Origin of the sequence: Turicibacter sp. (genome assembly GCF_017941855.1) — a bacterium.
GTDB lineage: Bacteria > Bacillota_I > Bacilli_A > MOL361 > Turicibacteraceae > Turicibacter > Turicibacter sanguinis.
On record NZ_JAGAVR010000075.1, the window covers coordinates 1 to 21,379 of the forward strand.

Genomic DNA, 21,379 nt, shown 5'->3' on the forward strand with positions numbered 1-21,379 from the left:
AAGATTAACAAAAGAATCTCCAAAAGGTCTAGTGACGATGGCAAGGAGGGCACACCTGTTCCCATACCGAACACAGAAGTTAAGCTCCTTAGCGCCGAGGGTAGTACGCAAGTGCGAGAGTAGGACGTTGCTGGGCCAAAAATTTATTAACATCCTTATTAGGGTGTTTTTTTTATGTTTTTAAATATAATTTTATTCTAATGATCAAAGTTTTCCTTTAAATGAAATGAAATTTACAAATAAAGTTTACTTGGGGTATACTAGTATTGAACTTATTAAATAAGAGTACATACCAATGGAGGTTAGTTATGGATGTAGCAGTTATAGGTGTCAATCATCACTTGGCTCCAATACAGATTAGGGAAAAAGTTTCATTTACAGATTCTCAAAAAATAGAAGCTATAAATGTTTTGTTGGATCAGGATATCAATGAAATTGTTATTTTATCTACATGCAATAGAAGTGAAATTTACATTCATGCTAATACAATTGACGAAAAGATTAATGTTATTAAAAATTTTTATGAAGAATTCTTTCATGATGATGAGATAAAAAATTTCCTATTTTCAAAAACGGGAGAACGGGCAATGGGTCATTTATTTGAGGTGGCATCTGGTCTAGATTCTATTGTTTTAGGTGAAGATCAAATTTTAGGACAAGTAAAAAAAGCCCATGAATTTTCTATGCAACTTGGGGCAAGTAAAAAGTATTTTAATAAACTCTTTAGAGAAGCAATTATGACCGCTAAAGAAATTAAGAATACGACTAAAATCTCTGAGCAACCTTTATCAATTAGTTATATAGCTATAAAACTTTTAAAAGAAAAAATAGGTTCGTTAAAAGGAAAGAATGCTTTAGTTATTGGGTATGGAAAGATGAGTAAATTAGCGATTACTTATCTGAATGATGAGCAGGTTAATGAGATTTATGTGGCAAATAGAAGTCACGGCAAAGTTCAGGATATTGGCGATAGGTTTACTAATGTCATGCCTATTCTATATGAAAATCGGTACGATGTATTGAATGATGTTGATTTAGTTATAACAGCTACTGCCTCTCCTCATGTTATTTTAAAGCTAGAGCATATGCCAACGATTGATCATAAGATTTGCATGATGGATATTGCGCTTCCTCGCGATATTGATCCAGCTATTAAAAAAATGAATAATATTGAACTTTATGATATTGACGACTTAAAGAAAATACACGAAGAGAATGATAATAAGCGAAATGAGTTAGCACTAATTGGACGTCAAATTATTAATCGTAAAATAGAAGAGTTTCTACAGTGGCTAGAGTTAGCTAACATTGACCCAACCATTCAATCATTAAATGAAAAATGTTTGGAAATTAAATCGGATAGTTTAGATTACTTATTTAAAAAAATAAATCTGGATGCAAAAGAGAGAAAATTGATTGATAGGATGATGGAATCGGCCTTAAAACGATTAATAAGAGAGCCTATTATTAATCTAAAACAAATTGATAATAAACATAAACGTGATGAGTATATTAAGTTAATTGAGGAATTATTTGATATCTAGTATTAGGAGGCAACAGGATGATAAATATAAAATCACAGAAAATTTTTGAAGAAGCAATTGAATATATACCTGGCGGAGTTAATAGTCCCGTAAGAGCATTTAAATCAGTAGGGTTGAGTCCAATTTTTATTGATCATGCCCATGGTAGCAAGATATATGATGTAGATGGTAATGAATATATTGATTACATTTGTTCTTGGGGACCTCTTATGTTAGGCCATTCTCCGCAAGAATTAACTGATGGAATCGAAGACGTGATTAAAAAGGGGACAAGTTTTGGGGTACCAACACAAATCGAAGTTGAGATGGCCAAGATTATTGTAGATGCCTATCCAGCTATTGATCAGGTACGAATGGTTAATTCAGGAACTGAAGCGACAATGAGTGCGTTACGAGTTGCAAGAGGATATACCAATAGAAATAAGATCTTAAAGTTTGAGGGATGCTATCATGGTCATTCAGATGCACTATTAGTTCAATCTGGTTCTGGAACCATTACTTATGGGGTGCCAACAAGTCCTGGAGTGCCTGAAGATGTGGTTAAACACACTTTAGTCTGCAAATATAATGATTTAGCAGCTGTTAGACGTATTTTTGAGGAACAAGGAAATGAGATAGCCGCTGTGATTGTAGAAACTATTTCTGGTAATATGGGACTAGTTAAAGGAAAACAAGAATTCATTGAATTATTACGCGAGGTATGTACTGAATATGGAGCTGTTTTAATTTTTGATGAGGTTATTACTGGATTTAGAATTGATTATCATAGTTCTCCTGCTTATTTTAACGTTGAACCTGATATGGTTTGCTTTGGAAAAATTATTGGAGCAGGACTTCCTGTTGGTGCATACGGCGGAAAAAAAGAGATTATGAGTGTTGTATCTCCTGTCGGGCCAGTTTATCAAGCTGGAACTTTATCCGGTAACCCATTAGCTATGTATATGGGGAAAAAGAATTTAGAAATTTTAAGGGATAACCCGCAAATCTATACTGAATTAGATCGAAAAGCTCTAAAACTTGAAGAGGGAATTAAAGCTAATTTAGAGAAGCTAGGATTAGATTATACGGTAACACGTGCGGGTTCATTAGTTTGTTTATTCTTTGCTAAAGGACCTATTGAAAATTATGATGATGCTAAGCGATGCGATATCGATAGATTTAATAAGTATTTTAAAGCGTTATTAAGTCAAGGAATTTTAATTGGTCCTAGTCAATATGAAGCGATGTTCTTATCCAATGCTCATACGGATGAAGATATTGAAAAAACAATTGAAGCAAATTACGAAGCATTAAAATTGGCTCATCAAGAATGATTTATTATGTGATAAAAACCTAGTCCATTTGGCTAGGTTAATTTTTTAAAGGTTTCAAGGAGATAAATGATGAAAAAAGCTGTATTAGTTGTAAGTTATGGAACAAGCCATAAAGAAACACGAGAAAAAACAATAGAGGCTTGTGAGAAAAAAATACATAAATCTTTTAAAGATTATGATTTTTATAGGGCATATACATCTGATAAGATTATCAGTAAGATAAAAGAACGAGAAGGAGTAGAGATTCATAACCCAACTAAGGCTTTATCACAAATATTAGAAAAAGGATATGATGAAGTATTAGTGCAATCTTTGCATATTATTTGCGGAGATGAGTTTAATCAATTAAAAGAAGAGGTAGAAGCCTATCAACATAAATTCAAAAAAATTGTATTAGGGAGGCCTTTATTGTCAGTTGGTCATGATTACGAGGAGGTAGCAAAGGCTTTAGAAGATGAGTTGTTTGCCATGAATAAAGATGAGGCCGTTGTATTTATGGGACATGGGATGTCTCATAAATGTAATCAAGAGTATTTAGGAGTTGAGTCTGCTTTAAGATCGCATGGTATCAATGCTTATGTAGGAACGATTGAAGGGACGCCTAGATTAGAAGAGGTGATACCGCGATTAAAGGCTGGTCAAGTAAAGACGGTTAATTTAATGCCTATGATGTTAGTAGTAGGGTACCATGCTAAAAAAGAGATGATAGGCAATAGTCAAGATTCATGGAAAAATGTATTGGAGTCCGAAGGATTTGTTGTGAATGTTCAACTGAAAGGTCTAGGAGAGAATATTGGGATCCAAGATAAGTTTTTAAAACATGCGCAAGAGTGCTTAAAGGAGGTTTAGTATGCGAGTAGTGGTCGGTACAAGAGGAAGTAAATTAGCGCTGACGCAAACGCAATGGGTGATTGATCAGTTAAGAAAATATCATCCTGAGGTGGAATTTGAAGTTAAAATCATCAAGACAAAAGGTGATTTGATTCAACATGTTTCGTTGGATAAAATAGGAGATAAAGGGTTATTTGTAAGAGAAATAGAGCAACAATTATTAGATAAAGAAATTGATATAGCTGTTCATAGTATGAAAGATATGCCGTCAAAATTGCCCAAAGGGTTAAAGTTTGCAGCGGTTCCTAAACGCGAAGATCCACGAGATGTGCTAATCTTAAAAGATGGATATAAAACGTTAGAGGATTTGCCTAAAGGGGCTAAAATAGGAACGGGAAGTAAAAGAAGAAAGTATCAATTATTAAAATATCGACCAGATTTAGATATTTTATCGATTAGGGGAAATATTGATACGAGAATTAGAAAAATAGAGGATGAGAATTTAGATGGAATCGTACTTGCGGCTGCAGGGATATTAAGAGCGGGAATGAGTGAAATGATTAGTAGTTATATTCCAGTTGATATTATGGTGCCGGCTCCAGCTCAAGGAGCATTAGCGATTCAGATTAGGGAAGCAGATTTAGAGATTGAAGCGTTAATAGAGAGTATTAAAGATGTTGAAACTGAAATTAGGGTAGCAGCAGAAAGAGCCTTTTTAGCAGGTGTGAATGGTGGCTGTCATATTCCAATGGGAGCGTATTGTGAATTAGAGGGTGAAAAGCTTAAGTTAACAGGCCTTTATGGAAGTGAGAATGGAAATTGTCTGGTGAGGAAGTGTTTAGAAGGTGGAATTGAGTCACCGATTGAGTTAGGATTAGAGGTTGCACAGTTTGTTTTAAAGGAGTATGACAATTATGAAAGGTAAGGTTTATCTTGTAGGAGCAGGGCCAGGTGATTATAAGTTATTAACGTTAAAGGGACTAGAGTGTATTCAGCAGGCAGATGTTATTGTTTATGATCGATTAGCGAATGTTCATTATTTAAAGGAAGCTAAACCCGATTGTGAGATTATTTATGTTGGCAAGGCATCTAGTGATCATACGCTACCTCAAGATGATATTAATCGTGTGATTGTTGAGAAAGCGAAGGAAGGTAAGATCGTGACACGATTAAAGGGTGGGGATCCTTATGTTTTTGGTCGTGGAGGTGAAGAGGGAGAAGCGTTAAAGTCTGAGGGAATTGAGTTTGAGGTAGTACCAGGTATTACGTCTGCTATTGGAGGACTTTGTTATGCAGGGATTCCAATTACTCATCGTGATCATGCATCGTCATTTCATGTGGTGACGGGGCATTTAAGAGCAGATGATAAGGAAAATCCTGAGATTAATTGGAATGCTTTGGCGAATATAGGCGGAACGTTAGTCTTTTTAATGGGGGTGGCTAATTTGAAAAAAATTAGCGACTGTTTAATGAGAGAAGGTAAAGATGGTAAAACACCGGTAGCGTTAATTAGTTGGGCAACACGTTTTAATCAGCGAGTGATTACTTCAACGCTTGATGAGGTTTACGATACGGCGATTAAGGAGAAGGTGAAGCCACCAACGTTGATTGTGGTGGGATCGGTTGTTGGATTGCGTGAGTCATTGAATTTCTTTGAGAATAAGCCGTTGTTTGGAAAAAATGTGATGGTGACACGTAGCCGAACTCAAAGTAGTTCGTTGGTTGAGAAGGTGATGGATTTAGGTGGAAATCCGATTGAGGTGCCAACGATTAGGATTGAGAAGATTAAGGATAATGTTGAATTAGAGCAAGCGATTAAGGAGATACAAGATTATACGTATTTAATTTTGAGTAGTCAGAATGCGGTGGATATTTTCTTTGATCAGTTAGATGAATTAGGATTTGATGCAAGGGCATTGGCTCATTTGAAGGTGTGTGCGATAGGAAGTGCAACGGCCAAGGCGGTGAAAGACCGCGGGATTAAGGCTGACTTGATTCCATCTAAATTTGTTTCAGAGGCTCTTTGTGAGGAGTTAAGAGACGTATTAAAACCTGGGGATCGAGTGTTAATTCCAAGAGCTAAGAATGCACGAGATGTTTTGGTTGAGACGTTAGGTCAAATTTGTTCCGTTCATGAGGTTCATACGTATGAAAGTGTGATGGATACAAGTATGAAAGAGGATGTCACTGAGCTATTAACCAATCATCAGGTTGACTATGTGACGTTCGCTAGTTCGGCAACGGTTAAGAATTTTGTTAAGATGTTAGGGACTGATTATTTAGAAAAATTGAATCAGACAAAGGTCATATCAATAGGACCTGTGACCTCTAAAACATTGCAAGATTTAAAAATCGAAGTATACAAGGAAGCAAAGGAAGCAAGTATTGATGCGCTTGTTGAAGCGATGATTGGAGGCCATTAGAATGTTAAGAAGACCACGTCGATTAAGAACGAGTCAAGCAATTCGAAATTTAGTAAGAGAAACGAAGTTAAATGTTGAGGATTTAATTTATCCGTTATTTATTGTCGAAGGCGAAGGAATTAAACGTGAGATTTCATCGTTACCAGATGTTTATCATTTTTCAGTAGATCAATTAGAGGCCGAAATTATAGAGTTAGGCGAACTTGGAATTGAGCATGTGATTTTATTTGGAATTCCTCATGATGAGGATAAAGATGCATGTGGAAGTGAAGGATTTAATGAAAATGGAGTAATTCAACGTGCCATTCGAAAAATTAAAGAAGTGAATCCTGCTATGAATGTCATTACAGATGTTTGTATGTGCGAGTATACAAGTCATGGACACTGTGGAATTTTAAATGAGGAAGGGTATGTTAAGAATGATGTGACCCTTGAGTATTTAACGAAGATTGCCGTGAGTCATGCGTTGGCAGGAGCAGATATGATTGCACCATCTGATATGATGGATGGACGTATTAAAGCGATTCGTGAAGGATTAGATGCAGCAGGGTTTGAGAGTATTGCGATTATGTCATACAGTGTTAAATATGCGTCAACGTTTTATGGACCGTTTCGTGAGGCGGCTAACTCTGCGCCGGCTTTTGGAGATCGAAAAACGTATCAAATGGATCCGGCTAATTCAAATGAAGCCTTAATCGAAGCAGAACTAGATGTATTAGAAGGGGCTGATATTTTAATGGTGAAGCCAGCCCTTTCTTATTTAGATGTCATTCGCCGTGTGAAGGATGAGTTTGATCTTCCATTAGCAGCCTATAATGTGAGTGGGGAGTATGCCATGTTAAAATCGGCAGTTAAAAATGGGATTTTAGCAGAGGGAGCCATTTATGAATCGGTGATGTCGATTAAACGTGCGGGAGCAGATATTATTATTACGTATTTCGCGAAAGATTTGGCAAAGATGTTAAAAAAATAAACATAAAAAGACTGATGACGCTTGCGATAGTCATCAGTTTTTTTGTGTTATAATGAGGCTATATGAAGAAATGAAGGTGATTTTTTTTGCTTTATCCGGTCAATTTAGAGTTGGATCAGTTTGAAATTGTGATTGTTGGAGGCGGTGAAGTAGCTTATCGAAAATGTAAGAACTTTCTTGAGTTTAATAAATCGGTTAAAGTCATAGCACCTCATTTTTTAGATAGTTTTTATGAGTTAGAGAATGTGGTGTTAGTGCAGGATAAGTATGATGAAAGATATATTGAAAGTAGTCAAATAGTGGTGGCAGCAACAGATAATCGGTTAGTTAATGAGGAGATTGCAAAGTATTGCTATCAACATAAAAAACTTGTGAATGTGGTAGATAATCGGATGCTTTCAAATTATATCGTTCCATCTTATGTAAAAAGAGGTGATTTACTGTTAAGTGTTTCAACGGGGGGAAAGAGCCCCGCTTTAGCGAAGAAGATTAGCCGTGAGTTAGCGGTGGAGTATGATGATTCTTATGAGGAATATGTCAATCTTTTAGGGAGTTTACGAGAAGCTATTATGAAGAGGTATGAGGATGTTGGTGTGAGGCGAAAGCTAATTAAAGAGTTGATTTCATTAGATTATGAGGCATTAAAAGAAGAAAGTAGAAAGTATTTATAAGATTAAATTTTATCAAAATTAGAGTAGTGTGTGAGCATTGTTTTGCTATATTCAGGTGCTAGAGATGAAGCTGCAGTTTAAAAATAAGTTTAAATTTTTTTAAAATTGTTCTTGATTTTTGAAATGAATTACCTTAAAATGTATTTAACAATTTGATTTGAATAAATCCTTTGACGAAGAAAGTAGCCATAAGTTAATTGCAAAGCGAGCTAGAGTAGGTGTGAGTCTAGCCAATGCTTATGTGTGAAACGCCCTTCTATGGAGATTATCACAAATATACCTCGTATAGAGTATGATAATCGGGTACTCCCCTTAATGAGCAGAGCGGATGCAAGTTTTTGTATCAATTAGAGTGGTAACGCGGTCAGTAGGTCGTCTCTTATGTTTATAAGAGATGACCTTTTTTTATAAACATAGCCACTATTAATTGATAAGATAAACTTGGATCAATAAGAGTGGTACCGCGGTTGAAAGATCGCCTCTTGATGAAAGAGGCGGTCTTTTTTAATTGTCAAAAAAAATCGATTCAAATCAATTTATACAAGGAGGAGAAAACGATGAAAAAAATGTTAATGATTTTAGGTTTAATGTTAGTGGGCGTGGTAGGATGTTCACAAAATGGTGTGAGTGTTGAAAGTATCGAAAAGAACGGAAGTTTATTAGTCGGGTTATCGGCAGATTATCCACCTTTTGAATCAGTAAAAATGATTGATGGAAAGGAGACGTTAGTTGGATTTGATGTCATGTTAGCAGAAGAAATTGCGAATGAGTTGGGTGTTAAAGTTGAGTTTAAGCAAATGGATTTTAGTGGTTTAGTAGGAGCTTTACAAGCGAGTCAGGTTGATATGGTTATTTCAGGGATGAGTCCTGATGAGGAGCGTCAAAAGCAAGTTGATTTCTCAGATCTTTATTATACAGGGGAAAATGCTGTGTTAATTAGAACTGAAAGTGTTGACTCAATTAAGTCGGAAGATGATTTAAAAGGGATTAAAATTGGGACACAATTAGGAAGTGTACAGTCACCAATTGCTTATGAGTTAACTGAGAATGTTAAAGAGTTAGCAACAACTCAAGCGATTGTATTAGAGTTAAGTAATGGGAATCTTGATGCGGTGATTGTTGGAAAAGAAATTGCGAATCGTTACGCTGAGCAGTTTGAAAATGTAGAAGTGGCTGATTTAAAAGTTTCATCTGAGGAGTATATGGCAGTTGCGATGCCAAAAGGTTCAACAGATTTAGTTGAGAAAGTGAATGAGGTTATCGCGAGTTTAAAAGCGAACGGTAAGTTAGATGAGATGTTAGAAGAGGCGATTACAATTTCAAATCAATAATGATTTTAGGGAGTGCAGGTGAGAAAAATGAGTTTTGAATTTTTAGTTGATTATTATCCGATGTTGTTAAAGGGAACGGGTGTGACGATTGCGTTAGCATTGATTACCGTATTCTTTGGAACGCTTATTGGAATTTTGGTTTCGTTGACAAAGTTTAATGCTAAAGGGATGCTCGGAAAAGTTTTAAGTAAGCTAGCCGATGCCTATGTGGCCTTTTTTAGGGGAACACCATTAATGATTCAATTGTTTATTTTATGGTTTGGGGTGCCACAGTTATTGCATACACGTTATCCATCGTTTGGATGGATTTCAGCTGAGTTTTTAGTTGGAGCCATTGCTTTAGCGATTAATTCAGGGGCTTATGTATCAGAGATTTTTAGAGCTGGAATTCAAGCGGTTGATAAAGGGCAATTTGAAGCGGGGCGTTCACTTGGTTTAAGTGAGAAACAAACGTTAAAGCATGTCATTTTACCACAGGCAGTGAAAAATATTTTACCGGCACTTGGAAATGAATTTGTTGTCATTATTAAGGAATCAGCAATTGTGTCAGTGATCGGACTACGCGATTTAATGTATAATTCAGATATGATTCAAGCGGCAACGTTTAATGCTTTTGGTGTTTATGTGGTCGCGGCGGTGATTTATTTTATTTTAACGGCGTCATGTTCAAAATTATTATCTGTTTTAGAAGGGAGATTACATCAAGATGCTTAAAGTTTGTGGGTTATCAAAATCTTTTCATGGTAAAAAAATCCTCAACTCTATTAATTTAGAGATTAAAGAGGGAGAAATTATTGCGATTATCGGACCTTCTGGATCAGGAAAATCGACGTTATTACGTTGCTTAAATTTATTGGAGGTTCCTGAGGAAGGAGAAGTGTTATTTGAGGGAACAAATTTATTAGATCCAAAGACTGATTTAAATCAAGTTCGTGAACAAATCGGGATGGTCTTTCAAAACTTTCATTTATTCCCGCATATGACGGTTGGAAAAAATATTACATTAGCGTTAAAGTTATTAAAGAAAATGGATGATAAGTCAGCGGATGAGATTGCACTTAATTTGTTAACACGTGTTGGACTTGCCGATAAGTTTGATGCGTATCCATCTAAGTTATCAGGTGGACAAAAGCAACGTGTGGCCATTGCGAGATCACTAGCTTTAAATCCGAAGTTAATGTTATTTGATGAACCTACCTCAGCACTTGATCCTGAGATGGTGAAAGAAGTATTAGATGTCATGAAAGAACTAGGAGAAGGTGGCATGACAATGGCGATTGTCACTCATGAGATGGGATTTGCCAGAAATGTAGCAACACGTGCCATCTTTATTGATGAAGGTCAAATTCTAGAAGATACGAAGCCGGAAGTATTATTTACGTCACCAACTCATCCCCGTACAAAAGAGTTTTTAGCGAAAGTTATGTATTAAGATGAAACCACCCGACTCAATCGGGTGGTTTTTTTCATGCATAAAAAAAGAGTTGAACATTCAACTCTTTTGCATAGAGGAGCTATTTTAGAAATTTAATGAACTGTTAAAAGCTTTGGCCTAGGTTAAGGGATAAAGGGTAACGAGGAAGGCACAGACTCTATTTTTGATGAAAGGGTGAGAAGGTTGTGTAAAAAGGATGAGTGTATAAAATAAGAGGGCGTAAGCGCGGCATAGTAAAAAGATATCTCCTTAAGGAAATGGTTATTTAGGGTTATGACTAAGGTGGAGGAGATATTCTTAGAAGTGATATAATAGCAGTAGTTTAGGAGGTTTAGAGATGGAGACACAACAGCTATTAAAAACGTTAACGTTATATTTTGATGGAAAGTGTGAGATTTTGCATGGTTCATCTGGCATGAATAATCTGACAAGGTTCATTCGCCAGGAGAGTGGAGAATATGTGATGCGGGTGTATCAAAATCATGCGGATGTTTCGAGGATTTTGGTTGAACAGGCAGTGCTTGATCAGCTTCAAGTGTTGCCAGTTCCTCGAATTGTTTTGACGAAGGATGGTCAAACGATGGCTAAGGTGGGGGAGAAATTAGCGGTTGTGTTTGAGTTTAAGAAGGGTCAGAATTTAAAGTTAGAGCGTATTGATCAGTATGTTGCGTATGGAAAAATGGTGGGACAACTGAGTGTGAAGCTACGGGATGTATTTGTAGGTGAGGGAGAGTATTTGCCATATTATGAGCTTGAGAAATCGTATCCTATGGTGAAGGCAACCGGGTTGGTACAGGAGTTGTTAGAAGAAGTGAAGGGATTGATGGCGCAATTTAAGGCGTTACCTCATCAGTTGATTCATGGGGATATTAATTGTTCGAATATGCTAATGGATGATTTGGGGATGCCATGTGCCATTTTGGATTTTGAGTTTGTAACATGGGATTTAAGAGCGATGGAAGTAGCGATTTGTTTATCGGAGTTATTGCAAGAGGATGATTATTTTAATGGATTAAAGGCATTTTGTGAGGGGTATAAGTCAGTGGTTTCATTAACTGAAGCGGAGATTTTAATGATTCCATGGTTGATTAGGCTGAGAAGATTAGATGTGATGCTTCATTTTTTAGAGCGTCATGAGCGTGGGATTGAAACAGAGGCTATTGAGAGCGAGCTTTTTTTACAAAAACAGCTCTTATCCTTACAAAAGCAACATCAGTGGTTAGTTGATCATGGGGGCCTTTTAATGGAATATTTAAGATAGGAGTGCGCATAGTACTCCTATTTTTTTCATATAGTGAAGTGTGAGTTCATTTTAGCCTAACCTTTAGGAATGGCTATCTTTTTTTATCTATATAGGAGTCAATTTTGTCTATATAAAGTTAAATGTTTAGCGATTACAATAAAGGGGAAGGTAAAGTTTGGAAGGAGAGTTGAGATGGAAGAAAAAATTTTAGGGTATGAACAGTCGAATCTAGAAGCGTGGAATGGAATTTATACGGCGAAAGAAATTCATCAGCAGCCTGATGTGTGGTTAAAAGTCTTACACCAAATTTCAACTCATAAAGAGGTCATTCAAAGTTTCTTAGATCAGGTGTTAGAGCATGAGGATTTAGAGATTATTTTAACAGGAGCAGGAACATCAGCTTTTGCTGGTGAGGTCGTAGAGCCCTATTTACATCAGTTAACTAAAAAGTCTGTTCGTGCGATTGCAACAACAGATATTGTGGCAAATCCATTTGGCTATTTGTCGCCTGAAAAACCAACGTTATTAATTTCTTATGCTCGTTCTGGAAATAGTCCTGAGAGTGTAGCAACCGTTCAGTTAGCCAAACAATTAGTGCGCAACTTGTATCAAATTGTCATTACCTGTAATAAAGAGGGAAAATTAGCTCAGTTTGCAAGCGAGGATGAGGGCTCATTATTATTGTTAATGCCTGATGAGACAAATGATATGAGTTTTGCAATGACAAGTAGTTGCACGTCAATGATTTTAACGAATATTGCGATTTTTAATTTGAAGACATTACATAATTTACAAACTGATTTATTTAATGTGAGAGAAAATTTACTTGATTTATTTAATAATACGGACTTATTTAATGAGATTTTAACATATGACTATGATCGTTTAATTTTCTTAGGATCAGGACCACTTAAAGGTATTGCACGTGAGATGGCATTAAAGACACTTGAGTTAACAGCTGGAATTGTCAATGCAAATTACGATACACCACTAGGATTTAGACATGGACCTAAATCAGTCATTAATGATAAAACGTTGATAGTAGTGCTTAAAAATAATCAAACTTATCCAAAATACTACGATGAAGATTTAATCCGCGAGTTGTTATCAGAACGTAAGGAAAATAAAGTGTTGGTGTTATGTAATGATCACGTGGCTGATGATTCTGTTTATTTCGGACGTGCGATTAAAAATAATGTGATTTTAGGAATGCAGTATTTAGCATTTGGACAAATTTTGGCTCTTAAGAAGTCGTTAAGTTTAGGGATTACGCCTGATAATCCTTGTCCGACGGGAGAGGTTAATCGCGTGGTAAAAGGAGTTACGATTTATCAATTTAAGGAGGAAAAAGGATGTTAATAAATACGAAAGAAATGTTAATCGAGGCACAACGCCATGGTTATGCCATTCCAGCCTTTAATATCCATAATTTAGAGACCATCCAAACAGTTGTTGAAACAGCGAATCGTTTGCATTCACCGGTTATTTTAGCGGCAACTCCTGGAACAGTGAAATATGCAGGAGGCGAAAATTTAATCGCGATTACAGAAGCGATGGCGAAGAAAGTCAATGTGCCAATTACGTTTCATTTAGATCATCATGAGAATGTGGAGGATATTAAAGCGTTAATTGAACTTGGGTGTCGTTCAGTTATGATTGATGCCTCAAAGCATCCGTTTGAAGAAAATATTGAGATTGTACGTGATGTTGTTAATTTTGCTAAAAAATATGGAGCCACAGTTGAAGCAGAGCTTGGAAAGCTTGGAGGACGTGAAGATGATTTAGTGGTAGAGGACGCAGATGCGTTCTTAACTGATCCTAAAGAAGCACAGATTTTTGTTCGTGAAACAGGGATTGACTCGTTAGCAGTTGCGATTGGAACGGCTCATGGAATGTATAAAAGCACACCTAAACTAGATTTTAAACGATTAGCACAAATTCGTCAGGTCATTGATATTCCACTTGTGTTACATGGGGCATCAGGTGTTCCAACAGAGATGGTTCAAGAGGCGATTAATTTAGGAATTTGTAAAGTGAATGTCGCAACAGAGCTTAAAAATATTTTCAGTGAAAGTTTAAAGATTTATTTTAATGAGCATCCCGATGCGACGGACCCACGCTATTATTTCTTACCTGCCAAAGAAAAAATGGGTGAGTTAGTGGCGACAAAAATCGCCATGTGTGGTTCAAATTTAGAAGAGGTTACTAAAAATGTAGGTTAAATAGATTAAAAAGAGCATACAATGAGTTGTGCTCTTTTTTTTATGTCATTCTTTTAGTAAAGACTAAGGTAATAAAATGGAAAATTTGTGCAGGTTATGATAAAATAAAGAAAGCGCTACTAAAAGAGGGGAGTCGAATGAAAAAGTTAGAATGGGGAAGGCAATATTATATTGTCAGAGAGAAACTTGAACTTTTGTTTCGAAAGTTTAGTATTTATAAGCGGTTGATAACAGTTATGTTATTAGTCTCAATTGCGCCGATTGTGATGATTGGCAGTATTTCAATCCATATCATTTATGGATCGATTCGTTCTAATTATGTGAATCATATTGAGAGTACGAATGAGATTTTAGCAGATAATTTATCCTTATTTATTCAAGATGTTGAAAGTTTTGGAACGCAACTTTTGTTTTCATCCACGATTCGCCAAGGGCTTCAAAAATCAGAGGGGATGACTCTTAATGAGCAAGTTCAATTTATACGTGAAGTCGAACAAATCATCTCACAAAATTATTCTTTGTTGACGTTAGCGGCGGATATTTCAATTTTGAATGTAAATAAGGATTTTTTATATGCTCAAGGTTATCGATATGTTAATACGGATTTCATGATTAACTGTATCGAAGAACTTGAAGAGAGTGGAAAATCATCTCTGAAGAAAAGTTTTTATAGTCGAGATGGACGATATATCGGTATTATTTTGAAGATAACCAATGGCAATCCGCATACACCGATGGGATATTTATTCATTGCGATTGATGAGATAAGGATGCAAAATATTTTAGAAAAAGGGATGATTAGTGGTGTAGGTGGTTTGATGTTGCTTGATTTAGAGGGGGATGTGGTAACCTCGATTGGGCAACCCACTCATTTTGATTTAGATGAGTTTTTGAAGCAATGCTATTTGAAGGGGGATTATAAGGGAACTAAGATGTTTACTTATAACCTCGTGAGTTACAAGTATGTCAGTTATAATGATTGGTATTTGATTTCAAGTACACCAAATACGTATATTTTAAGTGAAGTTTTAAAAGTGGTAAAGTCACTTTTAATTGGCATTATAGTTTTGATTGTCATCGTAACTTTGATTTCGTTTTTGCTGTGGCAAAGTATTATTAGACCGTTGAATCGATTGATTATGACGATGAAAAGTATAAATACGATCGAACTGACAGACCCTCAACGTGAGGATGGAAATGACGAGATGACGTATTTGTACAAAGAGTTTAATATTATGATTCAATTTATTAAAGATTTGATTTCAGATATGAATGAGACGAATGAAAGTCAAAGGCGACTTGAACTTAAAATGTTACAGGCTCAGATTAACCCACACTTTTTATTTAATACGTTAAATTCAATAAAGTGGATGGCAGAAATGTCGAATGTTAAGACCATTAGCAATACGATTGGGGCTTTAAGTCGATTGTTGCAGGCAACGATTAGTGATACCAATGAATTGATTCCAATTAGTCAAGAACTTCAAAATGTAGAGGATTATATGACGATTCAAAGAAATCGTTATGGAGATACGTTTCATTTTACGGTGGATATTGAAGTAGATTGTTTAGATTATAAAATTACACGTTTTATCTTGCAGCCCATCGTTGAAAATAGTTTATTGCATGGTTTGAATGAGGAAGAGGATTTAAAAATTACGATTAAGGTGCGAGATATGCTCAATTGGATTTATTTATATGTTGAAGATAATGGAGCAGGATTTGATGTAGAAAAGGTGTTAGAGAAGAAGTCGAAGGAGAAGTTAGACGGAAAATTATCTTCAATTGGAATGATTAATGTCATTGAACGAATTAATCTTTGTTATCAATCAGAGGGAGATATTAAGATTTTAAGTCGTTTAAATGAAGGCACGACAGTAGTTATTAAAATACCTAAGCAGTTATAATTGGGGGGGGCTAGTCATGTTAAATATTTTAATTGTTGATGATGAACAAATTGTAAGGATTTATTTACAAAGTGTAATAAATTGGCAAGAAGAAGGATGTAAGGTGGTTGGGGTTTGCAAAAATGGAGCAGAGGCACTTGCATTCTTAAAAAACAATCAGGTTGACGTTGTCTTAACAGACTTAAAAATGCCAAAAATGAACGGCATAGAATTAATGGCAGAAATGAAGGCAAGAAATATGGAAACTAAGGTGATTGTATTGAGCAATCATAGCGATTATGATTTGGTCCGTCAGGCGATGAAATTAGGGGCAATGGATTATTTTATTAAGATTAATTTACGAACAGAGGATTTAATTAACTTAATTAAACAGATTAAAGTTGAATTGAATGAGAAGCAGTTAAAAAAACGTAAATTAGAAGAAGATGAAAAAAATGAGGTTCATCATTTTAAAATAGGGAGAAAAAGTTTTTTAACAACCGTTTTAAAAGGGGACATTTATTATAGTGAGGATGAACTTGATCGGTATGTGAAGATGTATCATTTATTTGAACCGCAACTGAGTTTATATCGCTTAAGAGTGAAAGAAAATGACAAGATTGAAGATGATCAATTTCCGTATATTGATGCCATTATTAGGGAGCAATTTAGGGGATTTGATTTTGATGTGGTCCATATTAATCATGAGAAAGTACTTATTATTTTATATGAGCGAGAAGTGTTAGAAGATCTGATTATAACCGATCGTTGGATTAAGGTTGTGAGAAGTGTTCGTAATTATTTAAATACCGATTTACAAGCTTCAAAACGAGTCGTGATTGATTCGAGAGTTAAGTTGGCTGCTTGTACGAAGCTATTTCAAGATCAAGTAAGACCGGATCAACAGATTTCCCTTATTTCTGATGAGGAGTTGGCCCATTATCGACCTGAGGTCCAATTGGTCCTTGCGTATATTCATGAACATTATGTCGAACGAATTACACTTCAGGAACTAGCAGATTATGCGTGTTTGAATGAGGCCTATTTGAGTCGTATTTTTAAGATTGAAACACATAAAACGCTGAATAATTATTTGAATGAACTAAGAATTTCTAAGGCAAAGCAGTTACTAAAAAAACGTGACATAAAAGTGAAAGAAGTTGCGCAGTTAGTTGGAATTAAGGATCAACTTTATTTTAATCGTGTGTTTAAGAAGTTTTGTGGAGAAAATCCCACCGAGTATCAAGAACGGGTCAAAAAAGTCCATTTCTAAGTCAGTTTAAGTTATTTTAATTTTTGGGGATTAATCTTAGAATAATGATGTAAGCGATTTTAATCTATCTTAAATAAGGGGGATTTAGAAATGAAGAAAAAGCTATTGGGTGCATTATCTGCTAGTTTGATGATGTCATTATTGTTAGTCGGATGTTCAGGATCAAACGATGCAACGACGACAAAACCTGAGGGAGAAACATCAGAGCAAACACCAACACAAGAGGAAACAACATCAACAGATGAGAAGCAAGAAGTTTTAAAAGTCGCAGTATTTGAAGGGGGCTATGGTAAAGCGTTTTGGGAAGAAGTTGCCAAACGTTTTGAAGCCGATTATCCAGATGTAACCGTTGAGTTAACTGCAAGTCCAAAAATCGGAGATGTGATTCGTCCTCAATTAGCGGCTGGAAATGCTCCAGATTTCATTTATTTTGCCTCAACAAATGAATCAGGTGTTGCACAAGCGTTAATTAAAGACAAAAAGTTAGCAGATTTAAGTGACGTATTTTCACAACCAGCACCTGGGGAATCAACACCAATTAAAGATAAAATGTTACCAGGATTCTTAGATAATAAATTAACAGCCCCTTATGGAGATGGAACCGTTTATTTAGCTCCCCTTTATTACAATGTAACAGGCCTTTGGTATAACAGTGCATTATTTGCAGAAAAAGGATGGGAAGCTCCAAATACTTGGGATGAGTTCTTTGCTTTAGGAGATGCTACTGCGTCAGAAGGATTAAGCTTATTTACATACCAAGGGATGTATCCAGGATATAATGAATCCATTGTATGGCCAGCCATTGCGGGAGCAGCAGGCGCAGAAGCAGTTGAGAATATTTTCTCTTATGCTGATGGAGCATGGGAAGATGAAAATGTCGTAAAAGCTCTAGAAATTTTCCAACAAATTGCTGAAGGTGATTATTTATTAAAAGGGACGGTTGCCATGAATCATACCCAAGCACAAACCGAACATTTAAAAGGTAGTGCTCTATTCTTGCCAAATGGTAACTGGTATGAAGATGAAATGAAAGATGCCATTCAAGAAGGTTGGGAATGGGGATTCATGACATCTCCAGTGTTTAATGAAGGAGATACTCGCTATGTTGCGACCGGGATTGAAGAAATGTACATTCCATCTGATGCTGCTAATGTTGAATTAGCAAAAGAGTTCATGCGTTATTTATATAAAGATGAAATTGTTGCATTAAATGCCGAGTTGAATCATGCAGTTGTTCCAATTGAAGGTGCAGTGGAAATGGCTAAAGAATATGTTCCAGCATCTAACTATAGTAGTTTTAAAATTTTTGATGAATCAGATGTGTTGCCAATTATGGTTGGATTTGAAGTGGCGACTAATACTGAAATTAATATGAAAAATGAAGTGTTCCAACCGATTAGTTCAATTATGAATAAAGAGTTAACAGCATCTGATTGGGCTGCTAATCTAGAGGTTGCTTCAGATAAAGTACGCGAAAGCCAAGAATAATTCTAATGAAAAACCATTCTCAATAGTTGAGAGTGGTTTTTTTTAGGAAAGCTTATTTTTTAGTAGAGATTTTTTCTAGCAACGTTCTTTTTTATTTTAAGGTTCATATTTGTCGAATGATATGATTAAAATGATAGTAGGAGGGGGGATGTTGCTTGAAGAGATGGATTGTGTTGTTGTGCTTTTTGGGTTTGATAGGTTGTCAGGAGCAGTTTAATTTGTTGCAAGTTGATGAGGTGGATAAGATTGAGGTGTTGTTGGCAAGTGATGAGGACGTGTCTCGTACAGAGGTGATCACAATCACAGAACCTGATGAGCTTAGAGGAATGATGAGGATTCTTCGCAGTGGAAAGTTAGGGAGACGGATAGCCGATCGAGACATGTATTTGGTGCAGTCTAGTTATTATGTGTTGTATAAAGATGATGAAGTGGTGCAAATGATTTCTTTTAACGGCAATGATTCGCGTCATGTTTGGCGTGGAGTGGAATGTTTTGAGGTGAAGTATAGTGGGATGACGCCTTATGAGTTTGTTGAGTCGTTAGATAATAAGTAAGATAACAGCGAATTATTTTTCGCTGTTTTTTCATCTTAAGAAAAAATTAAGAATTCACCTGACCTTTTTTTAAGATTTATTAGTTATAATGACATCATGATTTTAAGGAAAGGTGGTGTTGAGTATGAGCTCAACTATTTTAAATAGTCTGAAGCGGGGACTTGGTTATCTCTTGATGACCGGATTGATTATTTCGGGTGGAAATTTTGTATATATTCAGTATCCGAAGATGACAGAGCAAGTTAAAAAAATGCAAACGCCATATTTTGAAAGCTATCAATTTATTAGGCGATTGGCAAATAGTAGTTTGTATCTTGCATACGAATTTCAAGAGATATCGGGTGATGAAACAGGAACGAATGAGGGGAATTTTTATGATGAGTTATCATATTGGGAATATACGTTAGACCGCTATCCGGCTGAATTAGATTATTACGCTGTGAATACAGATGGATCACATGAGGAGGCACGTGAAGCTGATCTATTAAAGCAGTTAGTGACGACATCAGACGAGTTGTTATGGAATGAATTACAATCACGTTATCAGTTTGTGACAACCGTAACTTTTGATTCGGAAGGGAATGTATCAATTGGTGACGTTTACGGGGCGGATCGTTTTGATTTTGAACGTTTAATGCAGCAAGAGTTTGACTCATATTATGACCACCAATATGATATTAAAAATATGACGTTTGTCTTTGGAGTTCCACAGGATTTACCGATGAATGGACCGATTTATTACGAGTTAAATGATTTTGGGATGGAGAATTATGTGATGGTTAGCATTCCTTATTTAATCGTGATGGCGCTGGTGACGATTTTAGTTATTTTTGTTTTACCCTTTAGATGGATTAAAGAATCAGGATTAGTTAAGGGATTATTATTTGTACCACTTGAAGTTAGATTTTTATTTGTGATTGCAACTTGCTTTGCCATCATGGGGGCACCATTTTTAATCATTGCGACGCAAACTGGCGCATTAGCTGAGATAGTGCAGTGGAGTGTTAATACCGATTATGTAGCGGGAATTGTTCATTTAATGAATGTGTTCTGTTGGAGTGCTTTTATTGCTGTCATAGCCATTCATGCGCTTTATGTGAAAGAGTTCTTTATCATTGGTCCTTGGAAAATGTTACGCCGCCATACGATGATTGGCCAGCTGTTTGGTTTGTTCAAAAAGACATCAGACGTTGAAACTGTGATTGAGGAACGAGTCGTGTATCAGGAATCTCCTGCGTTTGCTTTGATGAAGGAAAGGGTGTCTTCTTTAAGTCATCGTCTTTCGAACTTACAACATCAGCTTCAAGAAGCGATGTCTTGTGAGACTGATGTGGCATTACTTGAAGAAATGAAGTCAGTTCAGGAAGAACTCCAGTTGCTACTTCATTTAAGTGAAAGTCAAAGTATGAAAACAGAAGTTAATTTTTCGAAGTTAATGGCAGATGTTTTAGCTAAGATGCCAGAATCATTTAATGAGTTTGAATTAAAAACTAAACTGCCGACGTCTTCAGTGACGGTCTTAGCTCATCAAAATCAGTTATCTTCCGTGATGGAACAATTATTTACGACGATTGCCACTGATGCTTTAGCAAATTCTCGTGTTTATTTAGAAGTAGACGAGATGAATGAGTTCGTGCAGATGACGTTACGTTATGTGACGAGTCATGAAGCAAAGATTTCCTCAGAGTTAGTGACATGGATCCAGATGACGCTTGAAAATCAAGAGGGATGTTTTGAAATGGTGGATGATGGTGATTTAGTGAAGTTTATTTTAAGCGTACCAATGAAATAATTTGAGTTGTCTGGTCAGGGCCAGGCAACTTTTTTTATGGAATCATGTCGTCTTTGTGTCAATAGATTGGGGGGAGGTGAATATATATGTAATGTAAGGGGTTTAAAAAAGGGGGGTTAACAATGGATATTTTGTATGCATTAGGATTAATTTTAGGACTGAATGTGTATATTGGATTAGTGATTTATTTGTCCAAGCAAAAACAAGTATTTTGGGGACTTTTGTTACCCTTTTTGATGAGTGGAGTCAGTGTTTGGCGTGTGATAGAATATGTGCGATGTGGTTCATACTATTTAAATAGTGAAGTAGGAGTATCGATGATTTGTTCATTTATTTTAGCGGTATTTGGATGGGTTTTATTTACAGTTGTGAGATATGGTGAATAAAACGAATAAGGGAT

General features: G+C 36.0%; 19 protein-coding genes, 1 rRNA gene and 1 other annotated feature. All 20 genes read left to right on the forward strand.

Features of this window, described 5'->3' with window-relative positions; translation table 11 throughout:
- The first annotated feature begins 27 nt into the window (after positions 1–27).
- The 20 genes from rrf to J6D32_RS09025 all read left to right on the forward strand — a co-directional run bounded on the left by rrf (position 28) and on the right by J6D32_RS09025 (position 21,365).
- Positions 28–136, forward strand: a 5S ribosomal RNA gene (gene rrf / locus J6D32_RS08930).
- Positions 137–308: 172 nt separating this feature from the next.
- Entirely contained in the window at positions 309–1,544 is a 1,236-nt protein-coding gene (gene hemA, locus J6D32_RS08935) for a glutamyl-tRNA reductase (protein WP_009606778.1), read from the forward strand.
- Between the two features lie 17 nt (positions 1,545–1,561).
- Positions 1,562–2,857 (forward strand): glutamate-1-semialdehyde 2,1-aminomutase, encoded by a 1,296-nt coding sequence (hemL, locus tag J6D32_RS08940; protein ID WP_006783544.1) that lies wholly within the window; start codon positions 1,562–1,564, stop codon positions 2,855–2,857.
- Positions 2,858–2,926: 69 nt separating this feature from the next.
- Positions 2,927–3,706: a sirohydrochlorin cobaltochelatase gene (locus J6D32_RS08945; RefSeq protein WP_287467586.1), complete on the forward strand. Its 780-nt coding sequence runs from the start codon at positions 2,927–2,929 to the stop codon at positions 3,704–3,706.
- Between the two features lies 1 nt (position 3,707).
- Positions 3,708–4,613: a hydroxymethylbilane synthase gene (hemC, locus tag J6D32_RS08950; RefSeq protein WP_009606761.1), complete on the forward strand. Its 906-nt coding sequence runs from the start codon at positions 3,708–3,710 to the stop codon at positions 4,611–4,613.
- The gene (gene cobA / locus J6D32_RS08955) at positions 4,603–6,111 is read left to right on the forward strand and encodes a uroporphyrinogen-III C-methyltransferase (protein ID WP_055164288.1); all 1,509 of its coding nucleotides are present in this window, start codon (positions 4,603–4,605) and stop codon (positions 6,109–6,111) included. The genes hemC and cobA overlap by 11 nt, the downstream gene beginning before the upstream one ends.
- Position 6,112: 1 nt before the next feature.
- The gene (gene hemB, locus J6D32_RS08960; RefSeq protein WP_006783548.1) at positions 6,113–7,084 is read left to right on the forward strand and encodes a porphobilinogen synthase; all 972 of its coding nucleotides are present in this window, start codon (positions 6,113–6,115) and stop codon (positions 7,082–7,084) included.
- A gap of 86 nt (positions 7,085–7,170) precedes the next feature.
- Positions 7,171–7,755 (forward strand): precorrin-2 dehydrogenase/sirohydrochlorin ferrochelatase family protein, encoded by a 585-nt coding sequence (locus J6D32_RS08965; protein ID WP_287467588.1) that lies wholly within the window; start codon positions 7,171–7,173, stop codon positions 7,753–7,755.
- Between the two features lie 161 nt (positions 7,756–7,916).
- Positions 7,917–8,138: a binding site (T-box leader), on the forward strand.
- A gap of 174 nt (positions 8,139–8,312) precedes the next feature.
- The gene (locus J6D32_RS08970; protein WP_006783550.1) at positions 8,313–9,086 is read left to right on the forward strand and encodes a transporter substrate-binding domain-containing protein; all 774 of its coding nucleotides are present in this window, start codon (positions 8,313–8,315) and stop codon (positions 9,084–9,086) included.
- Positions 9,087–9,113: 27 nt separating this feature from the next.
- Complete coding sequence (locus J6D32_RS08975; protein WP_006783551.1) at positions 9,114–9,800, forward strand: amino acid ABC transporter permease; 687 nt, start codon at positions 9,114–9,116, stop codon at positions 9,798–9,800.
- The gene (locus J6D32_RS08980; RefSeq protein WP_006783552.1) at positions 9,793–10,518 is read left to right on the forward strand and encodes an amino acid ABC transporter ATP-binding protein; all 726 of its coding nucleotides are present in this window, start codon (positions 9,793–9,795) and stop codon (positions 10,516–10,518) included. Before J6D32_RS08975 ends, J6D32_RS08980 begins: the two co-directional genes overlap by 8 nt.
- Positions 10,519–10,858: 340 nt before the next feature.
- Positions 10,859–11,782 (forward strand): phosphotransferase enzyme family protein, encoded by a 924-nt coding sequence (locus tag J6D32_RS08985; protein WP_006783553.1) that lies wholly within the window; start codon positions 10,859–10,861, stop codon positions 11,780–11,782.
- A gap of 174 nt (positions 11,783–11,956) precedes the next feature.
- Positions 11,957–13,123: an SIS domain-containing protein gene (locus tag J6D32_RS08990; protein ID WP_006783554.1), complete on the forward strand. Its 1,167-nt coding sequence runs from the start codon at positions 11,957–11,959 to the stop codon at positions 13,121–13,123.
- The gene (locus J6D32_RS08995) at positions 13,117–13,986 is read left to right on the forward strand and encodes a tagatose bisphosphate family class II aldolase (protein WP_006783555.1); all 870 of its coding nucleotides are present in this window, start codon (positions 13,117–13,119) and stop codon (positions 13,984–13,986) included. The genes J6D32_RS08990 and J6D32_RS08995 overlap by 7 nt, the downstream gene beginning before the upstream one ends.
- Positions 13,987–14,123: 137 nt before the next feature.
- Positions 14,124–15,893 (forward strand): sensor histidine kinase, encoded by a 1,770-nt coding sequence (locus J6D32_RS09000; protein ID WP_006783556.1) that lies wholly within the window; start codon positions 14,124–14,126, stop codon positions 15,891–15,893.
- 16 nt (positions 15,894–15,909) lie between these two features.
- Entirely contained in the window at positions 15,910–17,145 is a 1,236-nt protein-coding gene (locus tag J6D32_RS09005) for a response regulator transcription factor (RefSeq protein ID WP_006783557.1), read from the forward strand.
- Positions 17,146–17,235: 90 nt separating this feature from the next.
- Positions 17,236–18,633, forward strand: a complete 1,398-nt coding sequence (locus J6D32_RS09010) for a carbohydrate ABC transporter substrate-binding protein (protein ID WP_147633310.1) — start codon at positions 17,236–17,238, stop codon at positions 18,631–18,633.
- Between the two features lie 155 nt (positions 18,634–18,788).
- On the forward strand, positions 18,789–19,187 hold the full coding sequence (locus J6D32_RS09015; RefSeq protein WP_229098559.1) for a hypothetical protein: 399 nt from the start codon (positions 18,789–18,791) through the stop codon (positions 19,185–19,187).
- Between the two features lie 124 nt (positions 19,188–19,311).
- On the forward strand, positions 19,312–20,979 hold the full coding sequence (locus J6D32_RS09020) for a hypothetical protein (RefSeq protein ID WP_006783560.1): 1,668 nt from the start codon (positions 19,312–19,314) through the stop codon (positions 20,977–20,979).
- Between the two features lie 122 nt (positions 20,980–21,101).
- Positions 21,102–21,365 (forward strand): hypothetical protein, encoded by a 264-nt coding sequence (locus tag J6D32_RS09025; protein ID WP_006783561.1) that lies wholly within the window; start codon positions 21,102–21,104, stop codon positions 21,363–21,365.
- Positions 21,366–21,379: the final 14 nt, after the last annotated feature.